General features: G+C 53.4%; 17 protein-coding genes. 11 read left to right on the forward strand and 6 right to left on the reverse strand.

The window, feature by feature from the left end; genetic code table 11:
• Nucleotides 1-192: 192 nt before the first annotated feature.
• Nucleotides 193-1,632: an ATP-dependent RecD-like DNA helicase gene (locus EII41_RS04765; protein ID WP_124789644.1), complete on the reverse strand. Its 1,440-nt coding sequence runs from the start codon at nt 1,630-1,632 to the stop codon at nt 193-195.
• A gap of 92 nt (nt 1,633-1,724) precedes the next feature.
• On the opposite strand from EII41_RS04765, the gene EII41_RS04770 reads away from it, so the two are divergent.
• The 3 genes from EII41_RS04770 to EII41_RS04780 are packed head-to-tail and all read left to right on the forward strand — an operon-like array spanning nt 1,725 to nt 3,774.
• Nucleotides 1,725-2,411, forward strand: a complete 687-nt coding sequence (locus EII41_RS04770; protein WP_124752654.1) for a hypothetical protein — start codon at nt 1,725-1,727, stop codon at nt 2,409-2,411.
• Between the two features lie 8 nt (nt 2,412-2,419).
• On the forward strand, nt 2,420-3,232 hold the full coding sequence (locus EII41_RS04775) for a DUF3822 family protein (RefSeq protein ID WP_124789645.1): 813 nt from the start codon (nt 2,420-2,422) through the stop codon (nt 3,230-3,232).
• Entirely contained in the window at nt 3,220-3,774 is a 555-nt protein-coding gene (locus EII41_RS04780; RefSeq protein WP_124789646.1) for an RsmD family RNA methyltransferase, read from the forward strand. Before EII41_RS04775 ends, EII41_RS04780 begins: the two co-directional genes overlap by 13 nt.
• Here the strand turns inward: EII41_RS04780 and cls are convergent.
• Nucleotides 3,746-5,179, reverse strand: a complete 1,434-nt coding sequence (gene cls / locus EII41_RS04785) for a cardiolipin synthase (RefSeq protein WP_124789647.1) — start codon at nt 5,177-5,179, stop codon at nt 3,746-3,748. The genes EII41_RS04780 and cls overlap by 29 nt on opposite strands.
• Nucleotides 5,180-5,284: 105 nt before the next feature.
• Between cls and surE the strand changes: the two genes are divergently transcribed.
• The 3 genes from surE (at nt 5,285) to EII41_RS04800 (ending at nt 11,085) form a co-directional block, all read left to right on the forward strand.
• Nucleotides 5,285-6,055 carry a 5'/3'-nucleotidase SurE gene (surE, locus tag EII41_RS04790; RefSeq protein WP_124789648.1) on the forward strand — a complete coding sequence of 257 codons (771 nt, stop codon included), beginning with the start codon at nt 5,285-5,287 and terminating at the stop codon, nt 6,053-6,055.
• Nucleotides 6,056-6,061: 6 nt separating this feature from the next.
• Complete coding sequence (gene lpxB / locus EII41_RS04795) at nt 6,062-7,195, forward strand: lipid-A-disaccharide synthase (RefSeq protein WP_124789649.1); 1,134 nt, start codon at nt 6,062-6,064, stop codon at nt 7,193-7,195.
• Nucleotides 7,196-7,842: 647 nt separating this feature from the next.
• Nucleotides 7,843-11,085, forward strand: a complete 3,243-nt coding sequence (locus EII41_RS04800) for a S41 family peptidase (protein ID WP_124789650.1) — start codon at nt 7,843-7,845, stop codon at nt 11,083-11,085.
• Between the two features lie 103 nt (nt 11,086-11,188).
• Here EII41_RS04800 and EII41_RS04805 read toward each other — a convergent pair whose 3' ends face one another.
• The 4 genes from EII41_RS04805 to EII41_RS04820 are packed head-to-tail and all read right to left on the reverse strand — an operon-like array spanning nt 11,189 to nt 14,003.
• A complete protein-coding gene (locus EII41_RS04805) occupies nt 11,189-12,340 on the reverse strand; it encodes a Rid family hydrolase (protein ID WP_124789651.1) in 1,152 nt (383 codons plus the stop codon).
• Entirely contained in the window at nt 12,337-13,125 is a 789-nt protein-coding gene (locus EII41_RS04810) for an amidohydrolase (RefSeq protein WP_124789652.1), read from the reverse strand. Before EII41_RS04810 ends, EII41_RS04805 begins: the two co-directional genes overlap by 4 nt.
• Before the next feature lie 24 nt (nt 13,126-13,149).
• Nucleotides 13,150-13,707, reverse strand: a complete 558-nt coding sequence (locus tag EII41_RS04815) for a lysophospholipid acyltransferase family protein (protein ID WP_124789653.1) — start codon at nt 13,705-13,707, stop codon at nt 13,150-13,152.
• Nucleotides 13,704-14,003: a hypothetical protein gene (locus EII41_RS04820; protein ID WP_124789654.1), complete on the reverse strand. Its 300-nt coding sequence runs from the start codon at nt 14,001-14,003 to the stop codon at nt 13,704-13,706. Before EII41_RS04820 ends, EII41_RS04815 begins: the two co-directional genes overlap by 4 nt.
• Nucleotides 14,004-14,150: 147 nt before the next feature.
• Here EII41_RS04820 and EII41_RS04825 point away from each other — a divergent pair, with 147 nt between their 5' ends.
• From EII41_RS04825 to EII41_RS04845, 5 genes are all read left to right on the forward strand, one after another.
• Nucleotides 14,151-15,806, forward strand: a complete 1,656-nt coding sequence (locus EII41_RS04825) for a glycosyltransferase (RefSeq protein ID WP_124789655.1) — start codon at nt 14,151-14,153, stop codon at nt 15,804-15,806.
• Nucleotides 15,807-15,913: 107 nt separating this feature from the next.
• Nucleotides 15,914-18,478 (forward strand): alpha-glucan family phosphorylase, encoded by a 2,565-nt coding sequence (gene glgP, locus EII41_RS04830; protein ID WP_124789656.1) that lies wholly within the window; start codon nt 15,914-15,916, stop codon nt 18,476-18,478.
• Between the two features lie 117 nt (nt 18,479-18,595).
• Complete coding sequence (locus EII41_RS04835) at nt 18,596-19,222, forward strand: YciC family protein (RefSeq protein WP_124789657.1); 627 nt, start codon at nt 18,596-18,598, stop codon at nt 19,220-19,222.
• A 14-nt stretch (nt 19,223-19,236) separates the two neighbouring features.
• Nucleotides 19,237-20,049, forward strand: coding sequence for an SDR family oxidoreductase (locus EII41_RS04840; RefSeq protein WP_124789658.1), 813 nt, complete (start codon nt 19,237-19,239; stop codon nt 20,047-20,049).
• Between the two features lie 33 nt (nt 20,050-20,082).
• Nucleotides 20,083-21,150: a sugar kinase gene (locus tag EII41_RS04845; RefSeq protein WP_124789659.1), complete on the forward strand. Its 1,068-nt coding sequence runs from the start codon at nt 20,083-20,085 to the stop codon at nt 21,148-21,150.
• Nucleotides 21,151-21,159 lie beyond the last annotated feature (9 nt).

The raw sequence follows: 21,159 nt of genomic DNA on the forward strand, positions 1-21,159 counted from the left end.
CCTGCAAGAATATCCAATAATTATTCCATTTATTTTATTGACAAACAGTTTAATGAATATATTTTAAGGAGCAACGAATTAAGGTGCCCTTTCAGGCCCCTGAAAGCATTCAATTGTCAGTCTTCAGCCAACAACTCAACGCCCGAAGGGCTATAAACACCTCAACGACTCAACATTTCAATACCCGAACGGCTAACCATTAACAACTATTCCCCCTTCTTCTTCAAATTCTTTGGGGAGGTTGACCAGATAGAGCCGATGGGTGGCGCGGGTGAAGGCGGTATAGAGCCACCGGTAGAAATCTTCGCCCAACATTTCTTTCGTCATGTAGCCGATATCCAGAAAAACATTGCGCCACTGTCCGCCCTGCGCCTTATGACAGGTGACGGCATACGCATATTTCACCTGCACGGCATTGTAATAAGGATCGACTTTCAGCTTCTTCATCTTCGCGGCTTTCGTGGACTCGTCGGCATAATCATCGAGTACGCTATAAAAGAGCCGATCGCTTTGTTCTTTCGGCAAGGCCGGCGTGTCACTTTGCAACGTGTCGAGCAAGATACGCAGTTCGATCTCCAAATCGTAGTCCTGAAACCGTAACGACACATCACAAAAACGGAAACCGTACATCTCGATTGTACGGCGCACACGCAAGACCTCGACCATCTCGCCATTGGCAATGAAATCCATCTCTTTATACGAAGACGTCCAAAAGTAGTTATTGCGTACCACCATCAGCCGGTCGCCCGTCGAAATCTCCTCTTCCCTATACAATATCCGGTTTCTTATACCATTATTATATAGAGTAGCCCGTTTGTTGGAGCGACAGATCACGATCGTCTCGTCCGCCCCGTCGCGACTGTAGGCCGATGCCAGTTCTTCGATCAGCTCTTCGCCGCTCACCTTACGGATATCTTGGCACCCCGCGATTCGGAGGATGGGATACCGGTCGATCTGTTGCCGGCGCAGGCTGTCGCGGATCAGCGTCGCATTAAAAAGGATGCCAGAGTCTTTATCCTGCCGCACGACCTGTGTAAGCGAACACTCCCGTACATCTAGAGAGTAGCCTCTGAGGTAGTCCGCATTCATGGCAGGACTTTCGCTTTGCGAGACAGGCGGAAGCTGCGCGCCATCGCCAAGCAGAATCAGCTTGCATCCCCTGCCGCCGTAGACATAGCGAATCAGATCATCAAGGAGCCTCCCGCTACCAAACGAAGCCATGCCCGCGTCATCGTTCGAGATCATGGACGCTTCGTCGATAATAAACAAGGTGTCTCTATGCAGGTTGGGGGCTAACGAGAACCCGGCAAACTCGTTCGAAAACGTTTTCTGACGGTAGATTTTCCGGTGGATGGTCAACGCATTGCGTCCCGCGTATTCCGAAAATACTTTCGCCGCCCGTCCGGTAGGCGCCAATAAAACGACCGACTGCTTCAACGCCGTCAGCGCTTTGACCGTGGCACCGAGCAGCGACGTCTTCCCCGTTCCGGCATACCCCTTCAGCAAAAGGACATCGTTAGGCGCAGGAGAAGACAGGAAACGCGAGAGCGTATCGATCGCCTCACGTTGCTCAGCTGTCGGTTCGTAAGGAAAAGCGTTAAGAATCTGTTGAAAAATAAACCGATGAATCATGGATGTAAAATTATTTTCGCGATAAAGTTACAGCTTTAAATAATCTTCTTTATATTTGCAGCAACGAAATCATAAAAAAACGAATATACGACATGAAAATTACACTGAAAGTATTATTAGTTGCGGCGGCTTTGCTGCTGGTTTACATGTGCTATCGAAGCGTGATGGGCCCGATTGAGTTTGATCTTGAACACAAAGCCCGCGAAACGGCTATCCAGCATCGGCTGATCGATATCCGCAAGGCGCAGATCGAGTACAAAAACAGGCACGGGCGTCATGCCGCGAATTTTGATGAGTTGGGAAAATTCTTGAAAGAAGAAAAATTGCCGTTTGTCGTGAAAGAAGGTGTTTTGTCTGACGACCAATTGGAGTCGGGCTTGACGGAAAAGAAAGCGGTGGCGATCATCGAGAGAGCGCGCAAGACCGGAAAGAACGATGAGGTAATTAAAAACGGGCTGGAGAACTTCAGACGTGACACGATGTGGGTGCTGGCCAAAGATACTTTGTTCGGGGCTAATTATAATGTAGACTCGCTCGCATTTATTCCGGTTGCAGGAGCCAATGCCCGGTTCGAAATGGATACGGCAACACTCTCTTCTTCGTCGGGATATACGGTAAAAGTGTTCGAATGTCGTGTGCCCTACGAGAGCTATCTGAGCGACTTGAACAACCAGCAGCTTGCTAATCTGAAAGACAAGATGCGCAAGATGAAACGGTATGAAGGTCTGAAGGTCGGATCGGTTACGGAGATCAACAACAACGCCGGTAACTGGGAGTAAGTCGCGGTATGAACTTTCGTGTTTCTGACACGTTAACGGCTCATAACTCGGAAAAATATAGAATGTCTATCCGGCTGTCGCCGGGTGGACTTTCTTTTGTTGGGCATATCCCTTCTCAACCGAAAAGCTTCCTCTACCAATCTCTCGAATTAGACCGATCCAGATTGTACGCGCGTACGTTACGAGAGGTGTCCTCCGAACACCCGTTTTTTTCTTATTCGTATAAAGACATATCGGTCGTAAGCACAGGGGGAACCTACACACTTGTGCCCGAAGCCGCTTTTACAGAAGACCGGACACAGCAATTGATGGCGTTTACGTTCTCCTCGCCCGACGAGAAGGCACTCTTTCAACCCCTGAAGGAGCTCGAAGCCGTACTGCTCTTCGGAATCGACCCCGAAATACATTCGCTCTTTCTGCAGTTGCAACCGCAAGCGACGTTCGTGCATAGTATCGCTCCCCTCCTGCTCTACTGGCAGAAACAAAGTCGCACCGCTTATCCGAAACAGTTATATGCCGTGCTGCAGGAAGACACGATGGACGTAGCGTGTTTCGATAAAGGGGCGTTACGGCTCGTCAACAGATTTCGTATCGACGACCGGACAGATATTCTGTACTATCTGCTTTATATCTGGAAGCAGTTGGATTTGGATCCGATCCATGATCAGCTCTTCCTTTGGGCTGTGCCGGCGGTCTTCTCCGACATACGCGACACGCTACGGAGCTACCTGATGCAAGTCGAACCGATGAATCTGCCGGCCGTACCTTCCAACGCACAAATACCGGCCGATGTAATGGTGTTGATGGGATGCGAATCATAAGAGGAATCTACGGACGCCGCCGGTTTCAGGTGCCCTCGTCGTTCAGTGCTCGCCCGACGACGGATTTTGCCAAAGAAAACCTGTTTAATGTGCTCGAAAACCTGATCGACTGGGAAGAGATGACTGCCCTCGATCTGTTTGCCGGCACGGGAAGCATCTCGTTCGAGTTATTGTCGCGAGGCTGCCCGCGTGTGACGGCCGTCGAAGCGAACCGGGCGCATGCGGCATTTATCGCCAAGGTTGCCGGCGAACTCAAGACCAACGCTTTCGAACTGATTCGCGGTGATGTGTTCCGCTATCTGCCTTCCGCACCGAAACGAACCTTCGACTTCATCTTTGCCGATCCCCCGTATGCCTTGCCGGAGTTATCGAAGCTGCCGGAGCTTGTAATGAACGGAAAGCTCCTTTCCGAAGGCGGTATCTTTGTGCTGGAGCATCCCAAAACGTTCGACTTTTCCGCACATCCCTGCTTCAGCCAGGAGCGTGTCTACGGCTCGGTACATTTCTCCTTCTTCAGAGAAGAGGCGAGAACAGACGCATAAACGATTCGATCAGTCGTTTGGTCAGCGGGCGATTCAGCCATTGAGCGGGATAAACGGTCTCGCAGTTTTTCAGATCATCCATAAACAATTGTTTCATCTTCCGCGCAAACGGCTGATGATAAACGAAGGCATTGACCTCGAAATTATGTTCGAAGCTACGGAAGTCGAAGTTCGCCGAGCCGATACAGGCCAGCTCATCATCGACCAAAAGCAACTTGGAATGGAGGAAACCGGCCTTATAAAAGTAAACCTTCACACCCGCCCGAAGCATATCGTCCAGAAACGAATGAGCGGCCAGATGCGCGCTCCGCGTATCGGAACGTTCGGGTAGCATCAGCCGCACGTCGATACCTCCCAGCGCGGCCGTCTGGAGCGCCTGATTCATGCTCTCGGTAGGCAGGAAGTAAGGAGTCTGGATATAGAGGTACTTTTTGGCATTCGTGATGCAGAAGATAACCGCCTGAAGCAAGGTACGCCATGGCCCGGTAGGCCCGCTGGCAATGACTTGCAGGATGTTATCGCCGAAGATGGCTTCGTCGGGGTAGTAGTCTTTGCCTTTGATCAGCTGCTTGCTGACTACGTACCAATCGATCAGAAAGACCGATTGCAGGCCGTGAACGCCTTTCCCCTCGATCCGGAAATGCGTGTCGCGCCATACGCCCCACGGCACCCCCTTGATGTAGCGATCGGCAATATTCATCCCGCCGATAAAACCGATCTTCCCGTCAATCACGACGATCTTGCGGTGGTTGCGATAGTTGACCTTGCTCGTAAGCACAGGAAAAGCGACTCGCAGGAACGCATACACCTCGATGCCCGCCGCCTTCATCTCCCGAAAGAACTTCTCCTTCACATTCCAGCTTCCCACGTCGTCATACAGCACACGCACCTGCACGCCTTCACACGCTTTCGTGATAAGCAGGTCTTTCACCTGCCGCCCGATTTCATCGTCGGCAAAGATATAATATTGTATATGGATATGATGACGAGCCTCCCGCAACGCCGTCATAAACGCCTCGAATTTATCCGTTCCGTTCGTATAAGTCGTAATGGAACTCCCGTAGAGCAGCGGGTTGTGATCGTCGCGATTCAGCAAATTCACCAAAGGCTGATAAGCCGGTGAAACGACACACTTATCCTGCTCCGGCAAATCGGAGTGGAGAGGTTTCATGATGCGTTTGTAAGTGCGCCGCGAGATGATGCGTTGCCGGCGGTTATCCTGTCCGAAGAAAAAGTAAAAAATCAGCCCGATGCCCGGCAACGTCAGTAGGACAATGACCCATGAAATCGTTTTCAGCGGGTTCCGGTTTTCCAACAGCACGACAAGCACCAACCCCAAAATGGAGATGGCGTACAGCGCAAGCAGCGTCAGGCCGACGACGGTATGTAACGGTATATCGAGCATAGACCTTCCGGTTGAGGGCATAAAGATAGGCCTATGCGGCGTGAAATGCAAATTTGGGGATGATTTAACAATTCCGTATTTTTGCGGGCAACAAAAAAGAAAAGCATGAAGAAACAAGCGTTGATTTTAGTCACGAACGACGATGGCATCGAAGCGCGAGGCATTCGCGCCCTGACCGACGGTCTGCGCATGCTGGGCGACGTGGTCGTCATGGCGCCGGACGGACCCCGATCGGGCATGTCGACAGCCATCACGACGAGCGTCCCTATATCCTATACCTGCATCGAACGTGCCGAAGGGCTGACGGTTTACCGTTGCACGGGCACACCGGCCGATTGCGTCAAACTGTATCTGAACGAAGTAGCCGATCGCAAGCCCGACCTTGTCGTCTCAGGCATTAACCACGGCGGCAATCAGGCCATCAGCGTGCATTACTCGGGAACGATGGGTGCCGTTGTCGAAGGGTGCGCGTTCGACATTCCCTCCATGGGCGTTTCGCTGTATCAATGCAAGCCGGGCGCCGATTTCTCCGAGTCGGTACGTCTGGCACAGCAGCTTGCGAAAGAGGTGCTGCGCCGGGGATTGCCGCACGGCACATACCTGAACCTGAATGTGCCGAATATTCCGAAGGTCAAAGGCATGGCGATTTGCCGACAGGCCGACGGACGGTGGATCAAGGAGTACCGGCAGACACGCGACGAGAACGGAGAACCCCAATTCTGGCTCACCGGTGAGTTTCTGAACTACGAACCGACTTTTCCGGACAACGATACGCGGATGCTCGACGAAGGATACGCTTCGCTCGTGCCCTGCAAACTCGACGTGACCGATTACGCGTTCATGGAAACGCTGAAAGGCTGGCCAATCGATGATTAATCTCCGATGAAATACTATCTTATTGCCGGTGAAGCCTCGGGCGATCTGCATGCCTCGAATCTGATGGCCGCGATCAAAACGGAAGATCCGCACGCGGAGTTCCGTTTTTTCGGAGGTGACCTCATGCGAGCCGTCGGCGGTACGCTCGTGAAGCACTACCGCGAGATGGCCTACATGGGCGTGATTCCCGTGCTGCTGCATGCCCGCACGATTCTGCGGAACATGCGCCTTTGCCGCGACGACATCCGCGCGTATCGCCCCGATGTGGTCGTGCTTGTCGACTATCCGGGGTTCAACCTGAAAATCGCCCGGTTTGTCAAAACGACGTTGCCAATCCCTGTCTATTATTATATCTCGCCGAAGATCTGGGCGTGGAAGAAATACCGTATCCGATCGTTCCGTCGCTACGTAGACCGTATGTTCTGCATCCTGCCTTTCGAGGTCGACTTTTTCAGGTCGCTCGACTATCCGGTCGATTATGTGGGTAATCCTTCGGTCGATGCCGTCGCCGCGTTCCGGGAGGCACAGCGCGAACAACCCGATACGTTCCGGCACGATCATGGTCTGACGGATCAACCCGTACTGGCATTGCTCGCCGGCAGTCGCCGCCACGAAATTCGCCGGAATCTTCCGGTGATGCTCGACGTCGCCGCACGATTCCCCGATTTTCAAGCCGTTGTGGCAGGTGCTCCCGGACTGACGGCCGACGATTACCGCTCTTGCCTTGGTGAGAGAACGACACCGAAGATCATCTACGGACAGACGTACCACCTGCTCTCGCACGCAAGCGCCGCGCTGGTCACGTCGGGTACGGCGACACTCGAAGCCGCCCTCTTCCGCGTACCGCAAGTGGTGTGCTATCATGTCTCGGGCGGACGGCTTGTCAATTTCGTGTTCGACCGTTTCTTCCACGTGCCTTACATCTCGCTCGTCAATCTGATTGCCGGACGCGAAGTCGTGTCCGAGCTTTTCGGAGCGAAGTTCTCGGCCGAACGTATTCATCACGAACTGAAACGCATCGTCGAAGATCCGCCCTATCGTGCCGGTATGCAGAAGGGCTACGATCGCGTAATCGCCGCCCTCGGGCAACCCGGTGCCTCACAGCACGCCGCCCGTCTGATCGTCGAGAGCCTGATGTAATAATTGTCAATGGTTATTCTTTACTACTCTGACTACCTTAACTACTTGACTACTTTGCTACACTTTGCGTTGATTCGCGCCATCCGCGTCATTTGCGTTCGGATTCGGACATCGTATGCCGATGTGCATTTCTTCGCATGGGGCGTGCGACCTGCCTCGCAGGGTGCATGCGAGCCTCCTCGCAGGGTGCATGCGAGCCTCCTCGCAGGATGTGTGCGAGCCTCCTCGCAGGGTGTATGCGGGCCACCTCGCAGGGTGTGTGCGCACTACCTCTCATGTGTCATGTCCTGAAAAAGGTTGACAATTGTTTTTGTTGTTATCGTTTCTTTTTTCTTTCATGATTTGCGCCATTTGTGTTCATTTGCGTTCGGAACATCGTAAATCCCCCCTTCGAAGGGATGACACCCCCCTTCGCTTCGCTCTTCCCCCCTTCGAAGGGGGGAAAGGGGGGATGTTCATATCCACGCCATCGAAGGGCGAACACACAGGTTCGCCCCTACACGGCAAACAACTCAACAAATCAACAATCAAACACCTCAACGCCCGCAAGGGCTTCACTTTTCGCTCTTCGTTCTTGACATCGTATTGCGTAATTTGAGGTAATAATGTTTACCTTTGTACACTTCTAAAATTAAATGTAAAAACGTATGAAGAGAAAACAACTATGGAGCCTGATGTGCGCGATGTTCGTCGCAGCGCAACAGGGACAGGCCGAAGAAGCGCGACTGCTTCGTTTCCCGGCCACGAACGGTAACGACATCGTGTTCTCGTATGCCGGCGATTTGTACAAAGTATCCGCACGAGGCGGAGAAGCCAAACGGCTGACCTCGCACGTGGGCTATGAAATGTTTCCGCGCTTTTCGCCCGACGGAAAAACGATTGCCTTCACCGGACAGTATGACGGTAATACGGAAGTGTACACCATTCCGGCCGACGGCGGCGAGCCGCTGCGCGTAACTTACACCGCTACCAACCAACGCGATGATGTGGGCGATCGTATGGGACCGAACAACATCGTAACGGCATGGACAGCCGACGGCGAGAAGATCGTTTACCGCAACCGGATCAGCTCCGGATTCAACGGCAAGCTGTACACCGTAGCCAAAGAAGGAGGACTCTCCGAAGTCATCCCTTTGCCCGAAGGCGGCTTTTGCAGCTTTTCGCCCGACGGAAAAAGGCTGGCCTACAACCGTGTGATGCGCGAATTCCGCACATGGAAATACTATCAGGGCGGCATGGCGGACGACGTGTGGATCTATGACGCCGGAAAGAAAACGGTCGAAAACATCACGAACAACCGCGCACAAGATATCTTCCCGATGTGGGTCGGCAACGAAATCTATTTCATCTCCGATCGCGACCGCACGATGAACCTCTTCGTCTACGACACAAAAACAAAAACAACCTCGAAAGTGACCGACTTCACCGAATACGACATCAAGTTCCCAAGTACGAACGGAAAACTGATCGTCTTCGAAAATGCAGGCTACATCTATCGGTTCGACCCTGCCACGAAGAAAGCCGAAAAAGTCAGCGTCACGCTATCGTCCGACCATGTGTACGCCCGCAACGAAATCAAGGATGGCGGACGATACATGCGCAGCGCCAGCCTCTCGCCCGATGGAAAACGGGTTGTCGTTACCGCACGCGGTGAGGTCTTTAACCTCCCCGTCGAAAAAGGCGTAACGAAAAACATCGTCCGCACACCCGGAGCACACGAACGCAGCGCGACCTGGTCGCCCGACGGCAAACACATCGCCTATATCTCCGACGCAACGGGCGAAACCGAACTTTACATGCAACCGGCCGAAGGAGGCCAAGCCGTTCAGCTGACGAAAAACAACGATACGTATATCCGTGACTTCGAGTGGAGCCCCGACAGCAAATCGATCGTGTACACCGACCGCAAAAACCGAATCAACCTGCTGAATGTGGAGACGAAACAGGTAACCGAAGTGCTGCGCGACCCGAAGAAAGAACCGTATGACGTCACCTTCTCGCCCGACAGCAAATGGCTGGCCTATACACGCATGGCCGACAATGAATACGACATCATTTACCTCTACCGCATCGCCGACAAGAAAGAAATTCAGGTAACCGATCGGTGGTACGATTCGGGCTCGCCGACATTCAGCACAGACGGAAAATACCTTGTATTTAGTTCGATGCGCGACTTCAATCCGACCTACGGGTCGAAAGAATGGAACCATGTCTACGGCTATTCGAACGGAGTTTACCTCGCGTTGCTGACCCAAGACACGCCTTCCCCCTTCCTGACGAAAGACGACGGCAGCAAAGCCGAACCGAAGAAAGTAGAAATCAAGGTAGAAGAAGGCAAGAAAAAAGAGACGGACGAGAAGAAGAAACCCGAAGGCGTCACGGTCAAAGTCGATGAAGACGGACTGAGCGAGCGAATCGTAAAACTCCCCTTGCCGCAAGGCTATCACGGCAGTTTCTATTCCGACGGACAAAAAGTGTATTACAGCCGTAACAACTCCACCTATGTCTATGATCTGAACAAACAGAAAGAAGAGACCGTGGCCGAAGGCGCTCGCATGTGGGTAGAGCCGGGAGGCAAAAAAGCCGGATTCTTCAAAAACAGGCAGGTCTTTGTGAAAGATATTCCTTCCGGAAGAATCGATCTGAAAGACCCCGTGAACTTCTCGGATATGAAGATTACGATCGACTATGCCAAGGAGTGGTCGCAGATCTACGATGAGGCATGGCGTGCCTTCCGCGACGGCTTCTACCTCGAAAACATGCACGGCGTAGATTGGAAAGCGATGAAGCAGAAATATGCCGTATTACTGCCTTACGTGAAGAATCGTCAAGACCTCACTTACCTGATCGGCGAGATGATCGGTGAACTCAATTGCGGTCATGCCTATGTGAACACCGGCGAGATGGATCGCCCCAAACGCATCAAGACCGGACTGTTGGGCGCGGAGATCTCGCGCGACAAGAGCGGCTTCTTCCGCCTCGAAAAGATTCTCCCGGGCGAGTCGTGGAGTCCCTCGTTACGTTCTCCGCTCACCGAGCCGGGCATCAAAGCCCAAGTCGGCGATTTCATCGTCGCCATCGACGGAGTACCGACCAACACGGTAAACGACTTGTTTGCCCTCCTCGTAGGCAAAGCCGACGTTCCGACGGAATTATCGCTCAACAGCAAAGCACAGCTCAACGGCGCCCGCAAGGTGGTAATCCGCCCGCTCGAAGAAGAACATTCGCTCTATCATTACCAATGGGTGAAAAATAACATCGCGAAGGTAGACAAGGCTTCCGGCGGCAAAATCGGGTATATCTACATCCCCGACATGGGAGTAGAGGGGCTGAACGAGTTTGCCAAATATTTCTATCCGCAACTCGACAAGGAAGGACTCATCATCGACGACCGCGCAAACGGTGGCGGTAACGTCTCCCCGATGATCCTCGAACGGCTGGCTCGCGAACCGTACCGCATGACCATGCGCCGCGGCTCGACCCATAACGGTACCGTGCCCAACGCGGTGCAAGTCGGCCCGAAAGTCTGTCTGATCAATAAATATTCGGCTTCCGACGGCGACCTGTTCCCGTGGGGATTCCGCGCCCTTAAACTCGGTAAACTGATCGGTACCCGCACATGGGGCGGAATTGTCGGCATCACGGCGTCATTGCCGTTCATCGACGGTACCGACGTGCGCGTGCCGTTCTTCACAAGTTACGACATGAACGGTAACTGGATGGTAGAGAACGAAGGCGTAGAGCCGGATATTCTCATCGACAACGATCCGGTGAAGGAATGGAACGGCGAAGACGAACAGCTCAACCGTGCCATCGAAGAAGTCATGAAAGAACTGAAAAACCGCAAACCGCTGCCCAAAACTCCGGCACCGCGGGTGTGGAATAAATAACCTTGATATATGCCTTCCGTATCTGTATGGGATGAGATCGTCCGGCAGATGCGGAAGGCATCGATATTCCTTTTCAACGACCGAAACAAGAAGAGCTTCTCTCTCAGAATGCCGGAAAACGGTCGTCGCCAACGGCCGTGACAGCGATGCACTCGACCTCGACGAGCCATCCCGGACGACAGACCGCGGCGCAAACGATGATACGGGAAATTTGGGGAAAATAAGCGTCTAACCATGCACCGACCGCAGCGTAATCGCCCGGGTCGCGTACGTAGACAATTATGTGCATGACATCGTGCATGCCGGCCTCCGCCTCGGCCAACAACGCCTTGATATTCTCGAACAGACGGTCGAGTTGACCGGCAAGGTCGCCGGAATACACGATCTCGCCATCCTTGTTGATGCTTGCCGTACCGGAGATAAAGATATGCCGCCGATCGCCGTATTGCACCATCGTACCCCGCTCGAACGTCACGCCGTATTCACTCGTTCGATTCAGATGATCAAGCGCATAGAGATAACGGATCTGCTCCGTTTCCAAGCCGTGTACCGCATACGCATCCATCATCACCAGCGCCTGCGGATCGGTATACCGCCCCTCGATGCCCGTGCTGGCAATGAAATGGGTCTGCGATGTCAACCCTTCGCGCTCGAAACATGCCCGACGCGCTTTCACCATGCCGGCATAACGCAAGTCGATGTCGCGCACAAAAAGCCACGTACGGATGCAATGACGGCCTAACGTACATGCTTGCGTCGCCAATAAGGCGGTGTAGCGGTCAAAAATATCGGCGGTCTGCTTCTCCTCGTCGGAAACCGATGCGTGAAGCTGCGTATGATAAAAGTGGCGATAAGACGGACGAATCAGCTCCGCAGCCTGTACAGACGTGTTTTTAGCCACACAGGAGTTTTCGGATGTCACAAAATAAGCCCAGAGGGCTACCTTCGTCAGACCGGGCGCCTGCTGTACGACTGACAATGCCGCGTCTTCGTTATCATATCCACGCAAGAAATCGTGTTGATTCATGACATCGCTAAGGAAGTAACGCCTCCAGACGAGCACCGTATGGGGGTATTCGCGCTGCCAACGACTCAAAGCGTCTTCAAGCTGCGCAAATTGCGTCTTGGCATCCGTCTCCGATGCCGTGATTCGTATCGACAGATGGTATTCGGCAGCCTGCCCGGCCAGAGCAAATTCGCTGCAAGCAACGATCACCGACAAATCCGGCCATTCTTTGCGATGTGTGCAGATCATCGGATATCGAACTGATCCGCATCACGCCACACCGGAAACTTCTCCCGAAGCGTATCCAACGGTCCCCGCTCCAGCGTACACGTGACGATGGTTTCTTCCTCTTCGCCGGCATCCGCCAGCTTTTCTCCTTTCGGAGTATACGTTCTCGAACTGCCGTGATAAGCGAACTCGCGGCCGTCCACACCGACACGGTTCACCCCGCAGACATACGCCATATTCTCGATGGCCCGCGCATGCAACAGGGTCTTCCACACATCCCGGCGCACGCTCACCCAGTTGGCCACGTAAATCAACACGTCGTATTGGTTATCCACATTACGGCTCCAGACAGGGAAACGCAAATCATAACAAACCATCGGGCAGATTTTCCAGCCGAGATAATCGACAATCAGCCGCTTATCGCCGGCCGAGAAGCTGCGATCTTCGCCCGCCATACGAAACAGATGACGCTTGTCGTAATAAGACTCCTGACCATCGGGAGTAATAAAAAATGCGCGGTTATAAAAACGTCCCTCGTCCGAAGCGATAAAGCTCCCTGTCACGGCAAAGCCGTATTCCTTCGCCCACTGCTTCACCGAAGCGATTGTCTTGCCGTCGATCGGCTCCGACAAGTCGTGCACACGCATCGATAATCCCGTCGTAAATAACTCCGGCAAGACTGCCAGATCGGTCTTGCCGGTTAAACCATGCAGCAATTTCCCATAATAATTGAGGTTCTCCGTTCTGTCTTCCCACACAATCGGAGCTTGAATCATACTGATACGCAACGAGCTGTTACTATTCATAGACCTAACTGTTTTCTTATCGTTTTATCGTTCTTCCGCGACTTCTCCGAATTTCTCTCCATGATGGCCTCTGATCCCATTATAACACGAACGGATGTATCGGATGTCCGCATCGGCATCGCCCGTCGGCCAAAAAGTTGACATGATGCCGACTTCTTTCTTGCCGTAATCGATATAGCCGAGCTGAATCGGCACCTGTGCCTTCAACGCGATGTAATAAAAACCGCGCTTCCACTCATCGACTCTCTTACGCGTTCCCTCCGGCGTGATGGCCACACGGAAATAATCGTGCGACGCAAATTCGGTCGCCATCTGCTCGGTCATGGACTGGTTGCGGCTCCGGTCGATCGGTACGCCACCCATGCTCCGAAAGATTAATCCTAACGGAAAGAAAAACCATTCTTTCTTCATCAGGAATTTAGCCTGTTTCCCGACCGCGTTGTAAAACAACTTGCCGATCAGAAAATCGGTGTTACTCGTATGAGGGGCTACACAAATCACACACTTGGGAACATCGTCGCCCGACGGGCCTATGTTCCATCCCATGCACCGAAGAAGCCATCTACAGATCGCCTTTTTCATGCTTTTTTATCGAGCGCTTCCGTCAATCGGCCGATTTCTTCGGCCAAGGCATTCCATTCGGTCTTCAGATCGGTATATAACTTTTGATAATATTTCTTCACCTCCGCCCGGTTGGTACCGGGGGCATGATGCGCGCGGCAAATAAACTCATCGTTCCGCTCGCCAATGCGCGTAGCCAATGATACGACCTTTTCCTTGTCCGTTTCCGGAAGCAGATAATGACAGATTAACAAATCGGAAAACAACATCCTGAACAGATTGGAAATATGCTTTTTTAATTTTCTTCTTTTTGCCATATCAGTTTCTTCTTTTAGAATTAAACATTTTTTTGAACAATCAAAGGTATGACAATTCTCCGGGATTCGGACAAAAAAACACGGAAAAAAGAAAAAAACATGTACCTTTGCCGGCTAAACGACTACACCCTATAAGGTTAGACAACTATGACAAAAAGAACAATGACACAACCGGATTATATTTTTGAATGCAGCTGGGAAGTCTGCCATAAAGTAGGCGGTATTTATACCGTTCTGTCCACTAAGGCACGCACGCTGCAACAACGTTTTACCGATACGATTATTTTCATCGGCCCGGACTGCGGAAAGCCGGATGCCGGCTTCCGAGAAGACCCTGCGCTTTATGCCGATTGGGTGAAAGCGGCAGCTTCCGAAGGGCTGTCCGTCCGCACGGGACGATGGCAGATACCGGGCACCCCACCCGTGATTTTAGTCGACTATCAGCCTTTCTTCGAGAAGAAAAACGAAGTCTATTACGAGATGTGGGAATCGTTCGGGGTCGATTCGTCAAAGGCTTACGGCGATTATGACGAGTCGTGCATCTTTGCCTACGCCACCGCAAAAACGATCGAAAGTTTCTACCGTTTTCACGGGTTGGAACAAAAGAAGGTCATCGCTCATTTCAACGAATGGATGCTGGGCTTCGGCGGGTTGTACCTGCAGAAATACGTACCGCGGATTGCTACGGTGTTCACGACACATGCGACCTCCATCGGGCGATCCATCGCCGGAAACGATAAGCCTCTCTACGGCTACATGAATGGATACAACGGCGACCAGATGGCCGGAGAGTTGAACATGGAAGCCAAACATTCGGTCGAAAAGCAAGCCGCTCATTTCGCCGACTGCTTCACGACCGTCAGCGATATTACGGCCATCGAATGCCGGCAACTGCTTGCCAAAGCGCCCGATGTGGTAACGCCCAACGGATTCGAACCGGATTTTGTACCGGACGCAGCATCGTATCCGGCACGACGTGCCGAAGCCCGCAAAAAGTTACTGAAGGTAGCCGAAACCTTATGCGGTCACCCGATCGACAAAGACGCGTTCCTCATCTCGACGAGCGGACGGTACGAGTATCGTAACAAAGGCATCGACGTCTATATCGAGGCTATGAACCGCCTGCGTACGTCCGGTAAACTGGATCGGCAAGTCGTCGCTTTCCTGCTCGTTCCGGCGTGGGTCTTCGCGCCACGGGCCGACCTGAAAGCAGCTCTGGATAATGATTTCCGCACGCCCGAACCCATGCAGACCGCCTTCCTGACGCACTGGCTGCACAACATGCACGAAGACCGTGCGACCCGGTTCATGATTCATTCGGGCTGCGTAAATGCAACCGACGACAAGTTGAAGCTGATCTTCGTACCCTGTTATTTAGACGGGAAAGACGGCATTTTCAACCTGTCGTACTACGACCTGCTGATCGGTATGGATGCAACCGTCTATCCGTCGTATTACGAGCCGTGGGGATACACGCCGCTGGAGAGTGTGGCGTTCGGCATCCCGACCGTAACGACCGATCTGGCCGGCTTCGGGTTATGGGCCAAGACAAAGATTTCGGGCGATGAGATCGCGGAAGGGGTGGCCGTTATTCACCGGACGGACGACAACTACTTTCAGGTGGTCGAGGATATCTCCGCCGCATTGCTTTCACTCATCGGAAAAGAGGCAGCCGAACGGGAACGTATTCGCGAAAAATGTTTCAAGCTGGCAGCTCAGGCCGAATGGAAGGAATTCATCCGCTATTATTACGAAGCGTTCGATAAGGCATTCGACAAAGCGAAAAAACGCCTTCACGCATAGGCGTCCATAAACGACAGAAGCATGCAAAAAGCAGTGTAATAGGCTTACATTACGCAAAATTTACACTATCTTTGCTGCGTATTCTTATATTTATAAAAAACGAAAGTATGAAGATTCAGTCAAGGATTTCAAATGATCCGATTTGGAGAGACATATACTCTCATTCTAAACTTCCGAAACAATTAGAACCGCTTCACGAAATCGCGACCAACCTGTGGTGGGTTTGGCATTACGAAGGCGCGAAGCTCTTCGGAGAAATTTCGCCCGAGCTGTGGAAATCGACCGAAGGGAACCCCGTTTTGTTGCTTCAGAAGTTACCGCAGGAACGGATCGAAGCGATTCTGGCCGATCAGGAATTGATGGCCAAAATCAACGACGTATATAAACAATTCAAGAGCTATGTGCAAGTCAAGCCCGATACAAGTAAGCCGTCGGTGGCCTATTTCAGCATGGAATACGGACTGACGAACGTACTGAAAATCTATTCGGGCGGATTGGGCGTACTGGCGGGCGACTACCTGAAAGAAGCCAGTGACAGTAACATCGATCTGGCAGCCGTCGGGTTTCTGTACCGGTACGGTTATTTCACCCAAAGTCTGGCGATGGACGGCCAGCAGATTGCCAACTACGAAGCCCAGAACTTCGCGACATTGCCGCTCACGCAGGTGATGACCGACGATGGCCGCCCGATGGTGCTCGAAGTGCCGTATCCCGAACGGATCGTCTACGCGCACGTCTGGAAAGTAAGCGTCGGACGCGTGCCCCTTTACCTGATGGATACGGACATCCCCGAAAACAGCGAATGGGATCGCTCGATCACCCACCAGCTTTACGGCGGCGACTGGGAAAACCGCATGAAGCAGGAATATATGCTCGGCATCGGCGGTATTCTGCTCTTGAACAAGTTGGGACTGAAGAAACAGGTCTACCATTGCAACGAAGGCCATGCCGCGCTCATCAACGTACAACGGCTCGTCGACTATATTCAGAACGAAAAGTTAGACTTCAATCAGGCGCTCGAAGTCGTTCGCGCCTCGTCGCTCTACACGGTGCATACGCCCGTGCCGGCCGGCCACGACTATTTCGAGGAGTCGCTTTTCGGCAAATACATGGGCGGATTCGCGGAAAAGCTCGGTATCAGCTGGCAGGATTTCATCGACATGGGACGCACGAACCCGGGCAGTCAGGAAAAATTCTGCATGAGTACATTCGCGCTCAACACCTGTCAGGAAGCCAACGGCGTGAGTTACCTCCACGGCATCGTATCGCGTCAGATGTTCGCTCCGGTATGGAAAGGATATTTCCCCGAAGAGTTGCACGTAGGCTACGTGACCAACGGCGTACACCTGCCCACCTGGATGGCTACCGAATGGAAGAAATACTGCGCTAAGAATTTCGACAAAAGCTTCTTCAAAGACCAGTCGAACAAAGCGATCTGGGAAGCCATCCAGCATGTTCCGGACAGTGACATTTGGGAAATCCGCAAGGCGCTCAAGCATAAATTGATCGAATACATCAAAGACCAGTATCGCGACAACTGGCTGAAGAATCAGGGCGATCCGTCCAAGGTCGTTACGCTGATGGAGAAAATCAATACGAACGCGTTGTTGATCGGTTTCGGACGCCGTTTTGCCACGTATAAACGCGCGCACCTCCTGTTCACCGATTTGGACAGGCTCGCCAAGATCGTCAACAACGAGAAGTGTCCGATCCAGTTCGTCTTCACCGGAAAGGCGCACCCGGCCGACGGCGGCGGACAGGGACTGATCAAGCACATCGTGGAGATTTCGCGTCGTCCGGAGTTTTTGGGCAAGATCCTCTTCCTCGAAAACTACGACATGCGTCTGGCGCGCCGCCTCATTTCGGGCGTCGACATCTGGCTGAACACCCCTACCCGACCGCTCGAAGCGTCGGGAACATCGGGCGAAAAGGCCGAGATGAACGGGGTACTCAATTTCTCCGTGCTCGACGGATGGTGGTACGAAGGTTATAAGGAAGGCGCCGGCTGGGCGCTGACCGCACAACGCACGTACGACAATCAGCAGTATCAGGATCAGCTCGATGCCGCCACGATTTACCATCTGCTCGAAGACGAGATTATCCCGCTCTACTTTGCCAAGAACAGCAAAGGCTATTCGCCCGAGTGGATTCAATACATCAAAAACTCCATCTCGCAAATCGCGCCGGACTATACGATGAAACGGATGCTCGACGATTACATCGAACGGTTCTACAGCAAGCTGGCCACGCGTTCGACTTCGCTCACGCGGAACGACTACGCCGAAGCTCGAAACATCGCCGCGTGGAAGAAAGACGTTGCCGAGCATTGGAACGACTTTGAAATCGAATCGTTCGAGTATGGCGAAGATGCCGCGCATCCGACGGTGGGCGACGAATACGTCGTCCGGATTGTCATCGACCGCAAGAGCCTCAAGAGCATGCTCGGCGTCGAAATCGTCTACACGCGCGAAAACCCCGAAGATCATACGACCGAATTCGTTTCGGCCACTCCGTTCCAACTGAAAAAGGAAGATGGAACGAAGCTCCATTTCGAGCTGAAAAAGAAGACGAAAGTCTACGGTCATCTGCGTGTCGGATTCCGCGTTTACCCGGTAAACGAGCAGTTGCCTCACCGGATGGATTTCGCGTATATCCGCTGGATTCAGCCGTAAACCTACGGTCATACGTCATAGAAAAACCGGGCTTATGTCCGGTTTTTTTGTGCCCTGCCGTTTCCGTTTTCAAAATATATCGTACATTTGTGTATCGTTTTAAAAAAACAAGACACCATGGACAAACCAATCATTATCTCCGACCTCTTCCGCAAATCGTGGAAAAGTCTGTGGGCACAAATTTGGGTGCTGAGCGGACTGTTGATCGGCTACGCAATCATCAGCATGTTGCTTCAAGCCTTTATCCCGATACCTGTCAAGGGAACTTTCAGTATCACCGCGGTAGTCATTACACTAATCGGTCTGCTCATCTCGCTGATCTTCGAATTGGGATATGTGAAAAACCTTTTTCAGACGATCGACGGTGAAGAGCCGCAGTTCTCGGCCTACGGACAGATGAGCCGCAAAATCTTTGTGTATTTCGCGGCCCGATTCATTTACGGCCTCATCGTTTGCGTGGGACTGTTGCTGCTCCTCGTGCCGGGCATTTATTTAGCCATCCGCCTCCAGTTTTATTACATGGCGATCGTAGAAGAAGACGCGGGTATCCTCGACTCGCTCAGGCGAAGTTGGGAGATCACACGCGGTTCGACACCGAAACTTCTTCTGCTCATGCTCCTCCAGATCGGCATCATACTGGCCGGATTCGCCTTGTTGCTGATCGGCATCTTCGTAGCGCTGCCGCTGTGCGGACTGATGAGCTGCTACGCGTTTCGGCGGCTGACGGTATCGACCACTTCATAAAATCAAAATACACGATGAATCATTTATTCAGTATAAAAGACAAAGTCATCGTCCTGACAGGAGGCTACGGCGTGCTGGGACGTTGCATCGCCAAACATTTGGCGCGCGAAGGAGCGAAGGTCGCCATCCTCGGACGGAACGCCGAGAAGGGCGAACGGTTGAAAGAAGAGTTGCGCAAGCTCGGAGGCATGGCCATGTTTCACGCGGCCGACGTCATGCGGCGCGAACAGCTCGAAGAGAGCCGGCAAGCCATCGTGCAAACATTCGGAAGCATCGACGTGCTGATCAATCTGGCGGGAGGCAACATGCCGGGCGCCACGATCGCGCCGGATCGGACGTTCTTCGATCTCGACCTCGACGCTTTCAGGCAAGTCATCGACCTGAACCTGTTCGGAACGGTACTCCCGACGATGGTATTTGCCGAGACGATGGTCGGGCAAAAGAAAGGAAGCATCATCAACATCTCGTCCGAATCGTCCCTGCGACCCTTGACTCGCGTCATCGGTTACGGGTGTGCCAAGGCGGCCGTCAATAACTTCACACAGTATCTGGCCGCCGAGCTGGCCGCGAAATTCGGCGAAGGGCTGCGGGTGAACGCCATCGCGCCGGGATTCTTCCTGACCGAACAGAACCGCACGCTGATGACGAACGCCGACGGCACACCGACCGACCGCTGCAACCGGATCGTCGAACATACGCCGTTCGGGAGATTAGGCCGCCCCGAAGAGCTGCTGGGCACGGTGCAGTGGCTGGCAGCCGACGCGTCGGCTTTCGTGACGGGCACGGTGATACCCGTCGACGGCGGATTCAACGCCTTTTCGATTTAATCGCACGCATGAACATATAAACGACATACCATCATGACGAAGAAACAATGGTCGCTCGTCGTACCGACGAGCATGGGGGTGCGGTTGACGCCCGCCGCGCAGGGACAGCCGTTTCATACGAGCCGTTCCCTATTGATGCAGGCCACGAGCGCCGAAACGAATGTGGCGACGGTGGCGGCATCGCTCGGACTGCCGGTCAAAGCGCTGACGACGTTCGTCAAGGGCAGTCCCGTGGCGCAATTTATCCAAGCCGATCTGCGCAGCCGCGGCATCGCCTGCGAGGGGCGCGAAGTGCCACAGGGCGGGCCGTGGGGCTTGCGTCATCAGATCAATATGGCCGACAGCGGTTTCGGCGCGCGAGGGCCGCGCGTGTGGAACGACCGCAGCGGCGAAGTAGGTCGCACGCTGAACGTGCGCGATTTCGACCTCGACCGTCTTTTCGGGCGCGAAGGCGTGGAGATGCTCCACCTTTCGGGGCTGATCGCGGCACTCTCGGACGAAACGGGCGAGTTTTGCCTCGAGCTGGCGTACGCGGCCAAACGGCACGGTACGCGGGTCTCGTTCGACCTGAACTACCGCGCCTCGTTCTGGGAAGGACGCGAGGGCGCGTTGCGCGACGTCTTCGCCCGGATCGCCTCCGTGGCCGACATCCTCGTAGGCAACGAAGAAGACTTCCAACTCTGCCTCGGCATCGACGGGCCGGAGGCCGGCGGGAAAAACGTCGGCGCCCAAACGGAGCGTTTCAAAGAAATGATCCGGAACGTGAAACGCACGTTCTCCGGCGCATCGGTTTTCGCCACGACCTTGCGCGAAGTGTCGGACGCGAACCATCATCTGTGGGGCGCCATCATGCTCGCGGGCGATGAGTGGCACTGCGTCGAGCCGCGTCCGATCCGGGTGCTCGACCGCATCGGCGGAGGCGACGGCTTTGTAGGAGGTCTGCTCTACGGCATCCTCCGGGGATGGGAGCCGCAAGAGTGGATACGCTTCGGATGGGCTACCGGCGCGCTGGCCGTAACCTCGCTCACCGACTATGCTCAACCGGCCGACGAAGCGCAGGTATGGAGCATCTGGGAAGGAAACGCGCGGGTGATGCGATAAGCAGGCCCG

The organism is Tannerella forsythia, from assembly GCF_003860135.1.
In the GTDB taxonomy this organism is placed as follows: domain Bacteria; phylum Bacteroidota; class Bacteroidia; order Bacteroidales; family Tannerellaceae; genus Tannerella; species Tannerella forsythia_A.

Excerpts from the sequence above, each read along its gene's own strand:
- EII41_RS04765 (WP_124789644.1), bottom strand. The coding sequence starts at position 1,632 with ATGATTCATCGGTTTATTTTTCAACAGATTCTTAACGCTTTTCCTTAC.
- EII41_RS04770 (WP_124752654.1), top strand. The coding sequence starts at position 1,725 with ATGAAAATTACACTGAAAGTATTATTAGTTGCGGCGGCTTTGCTGCTG.
- EII41_RS04775 (WP_124789645.1), top strand. The coding sequence starts at position 2,420 with ATGAACTTTCGTGTTTCTGACACGTTAACGGCTCATAACTCGGAAAAA.
- EII41_RS04780 (WP_124789646.1), top strand. The coding sequence starts at position 3,220 with ATGCGAATCATAAGAGGAATCTACGGACGCCGCCGGTTTCAGGTGCCC.
- cls (WP_124789647.1), bottom strand. The coding sequence starts at position 5,179 with ATGCTCGATATACCGTTACATACCGTCGTCGGCCTGACGCTGCTTGCG.
- surE (WP_124789648.1), top strand. The coding sequence starts at position 5,285 with ATGAAGAAACAAGCGTTGATTTTAGTCACGAACGACGATGGCATCGAA.
- lpxB (WP_124789649.1), top strand. The coding sequence starts at position 6,062 with ATGAAATACTATCTTATTGCCGGTGAAGCCTCGGGCGATCTGCATGCC.
- EII41_RS04800 (WP_124789650.1), top strand. The coding sequence starts at position 7,843 with ATGAAGAGAAAACAACTATGGAGCCTGATGTGCGCGATGTTCGTCGCA.
- EII41_RS04805 (WP_124789651.1), bottom strand. The coding sequence starts at position 12,340 with ATGATCTGCACACATCGCAAAGAATGGCCGGATTTGTCGGTGATCGTT.
- EII41_RS04810 (WP_124789652.1), bottom strand. The coding sequence starts at position 13,125 with ATGAATAGTAACAGCTCGTTGCGTATCAGTATGATTCAAGCTCCGATT.
- EII41_RS04815 (WP_124789653.1), bottom strand. The coding sequence starts at position 13,707 with ATGAAAAAGGCGATCTGTAGATGGCTTCTTCGGTGCATGGGATGGAAC.
- EII41_RS04820 (WP_124789654.1), bottom strand. The coding sequence starts at position 14,003 with ATGGCAAAAAGAAGAAAATTAAAAAAGCATATTTCCAATCTGTTCAGG.
- EII41_RS04825 (WP_124789655.1), top strand. The coding sequence starts at position 14,151 with ATGACAAAAAGAACAATGACACAACCGGATTATATTTTTGAATGCAGC.
- glgP (WP_124789656.1), top strand. The coding sequence starts at position 15,914 with ATGAAGATTCAGTCAAGGATTTCAAATGATCCGATTTGGAGAGACATA.
- EII41_RS04835 (WP_124789657.1), top strand. The coding sequence starts at position 18,596 with ATGGACAAACCAATCATTATCTCCGACCTCTTCCGCAAATCGTGGAAA.
- EII41_RS04840 (WP_124789658.1), top strand. The coding sequence starts at position 19,237 with ATGAATCATTTATTCAGTATAAAAGACAAAGTCATCGTCCTGACAGGA.
- EII41_RS04845 (WP_124789659.1), top strand. The coding sequence starts at position 20,083 with ATGACGAAGAAACAATGGTCGCTCGTCGTACCGACGAGCATGGGGGTG.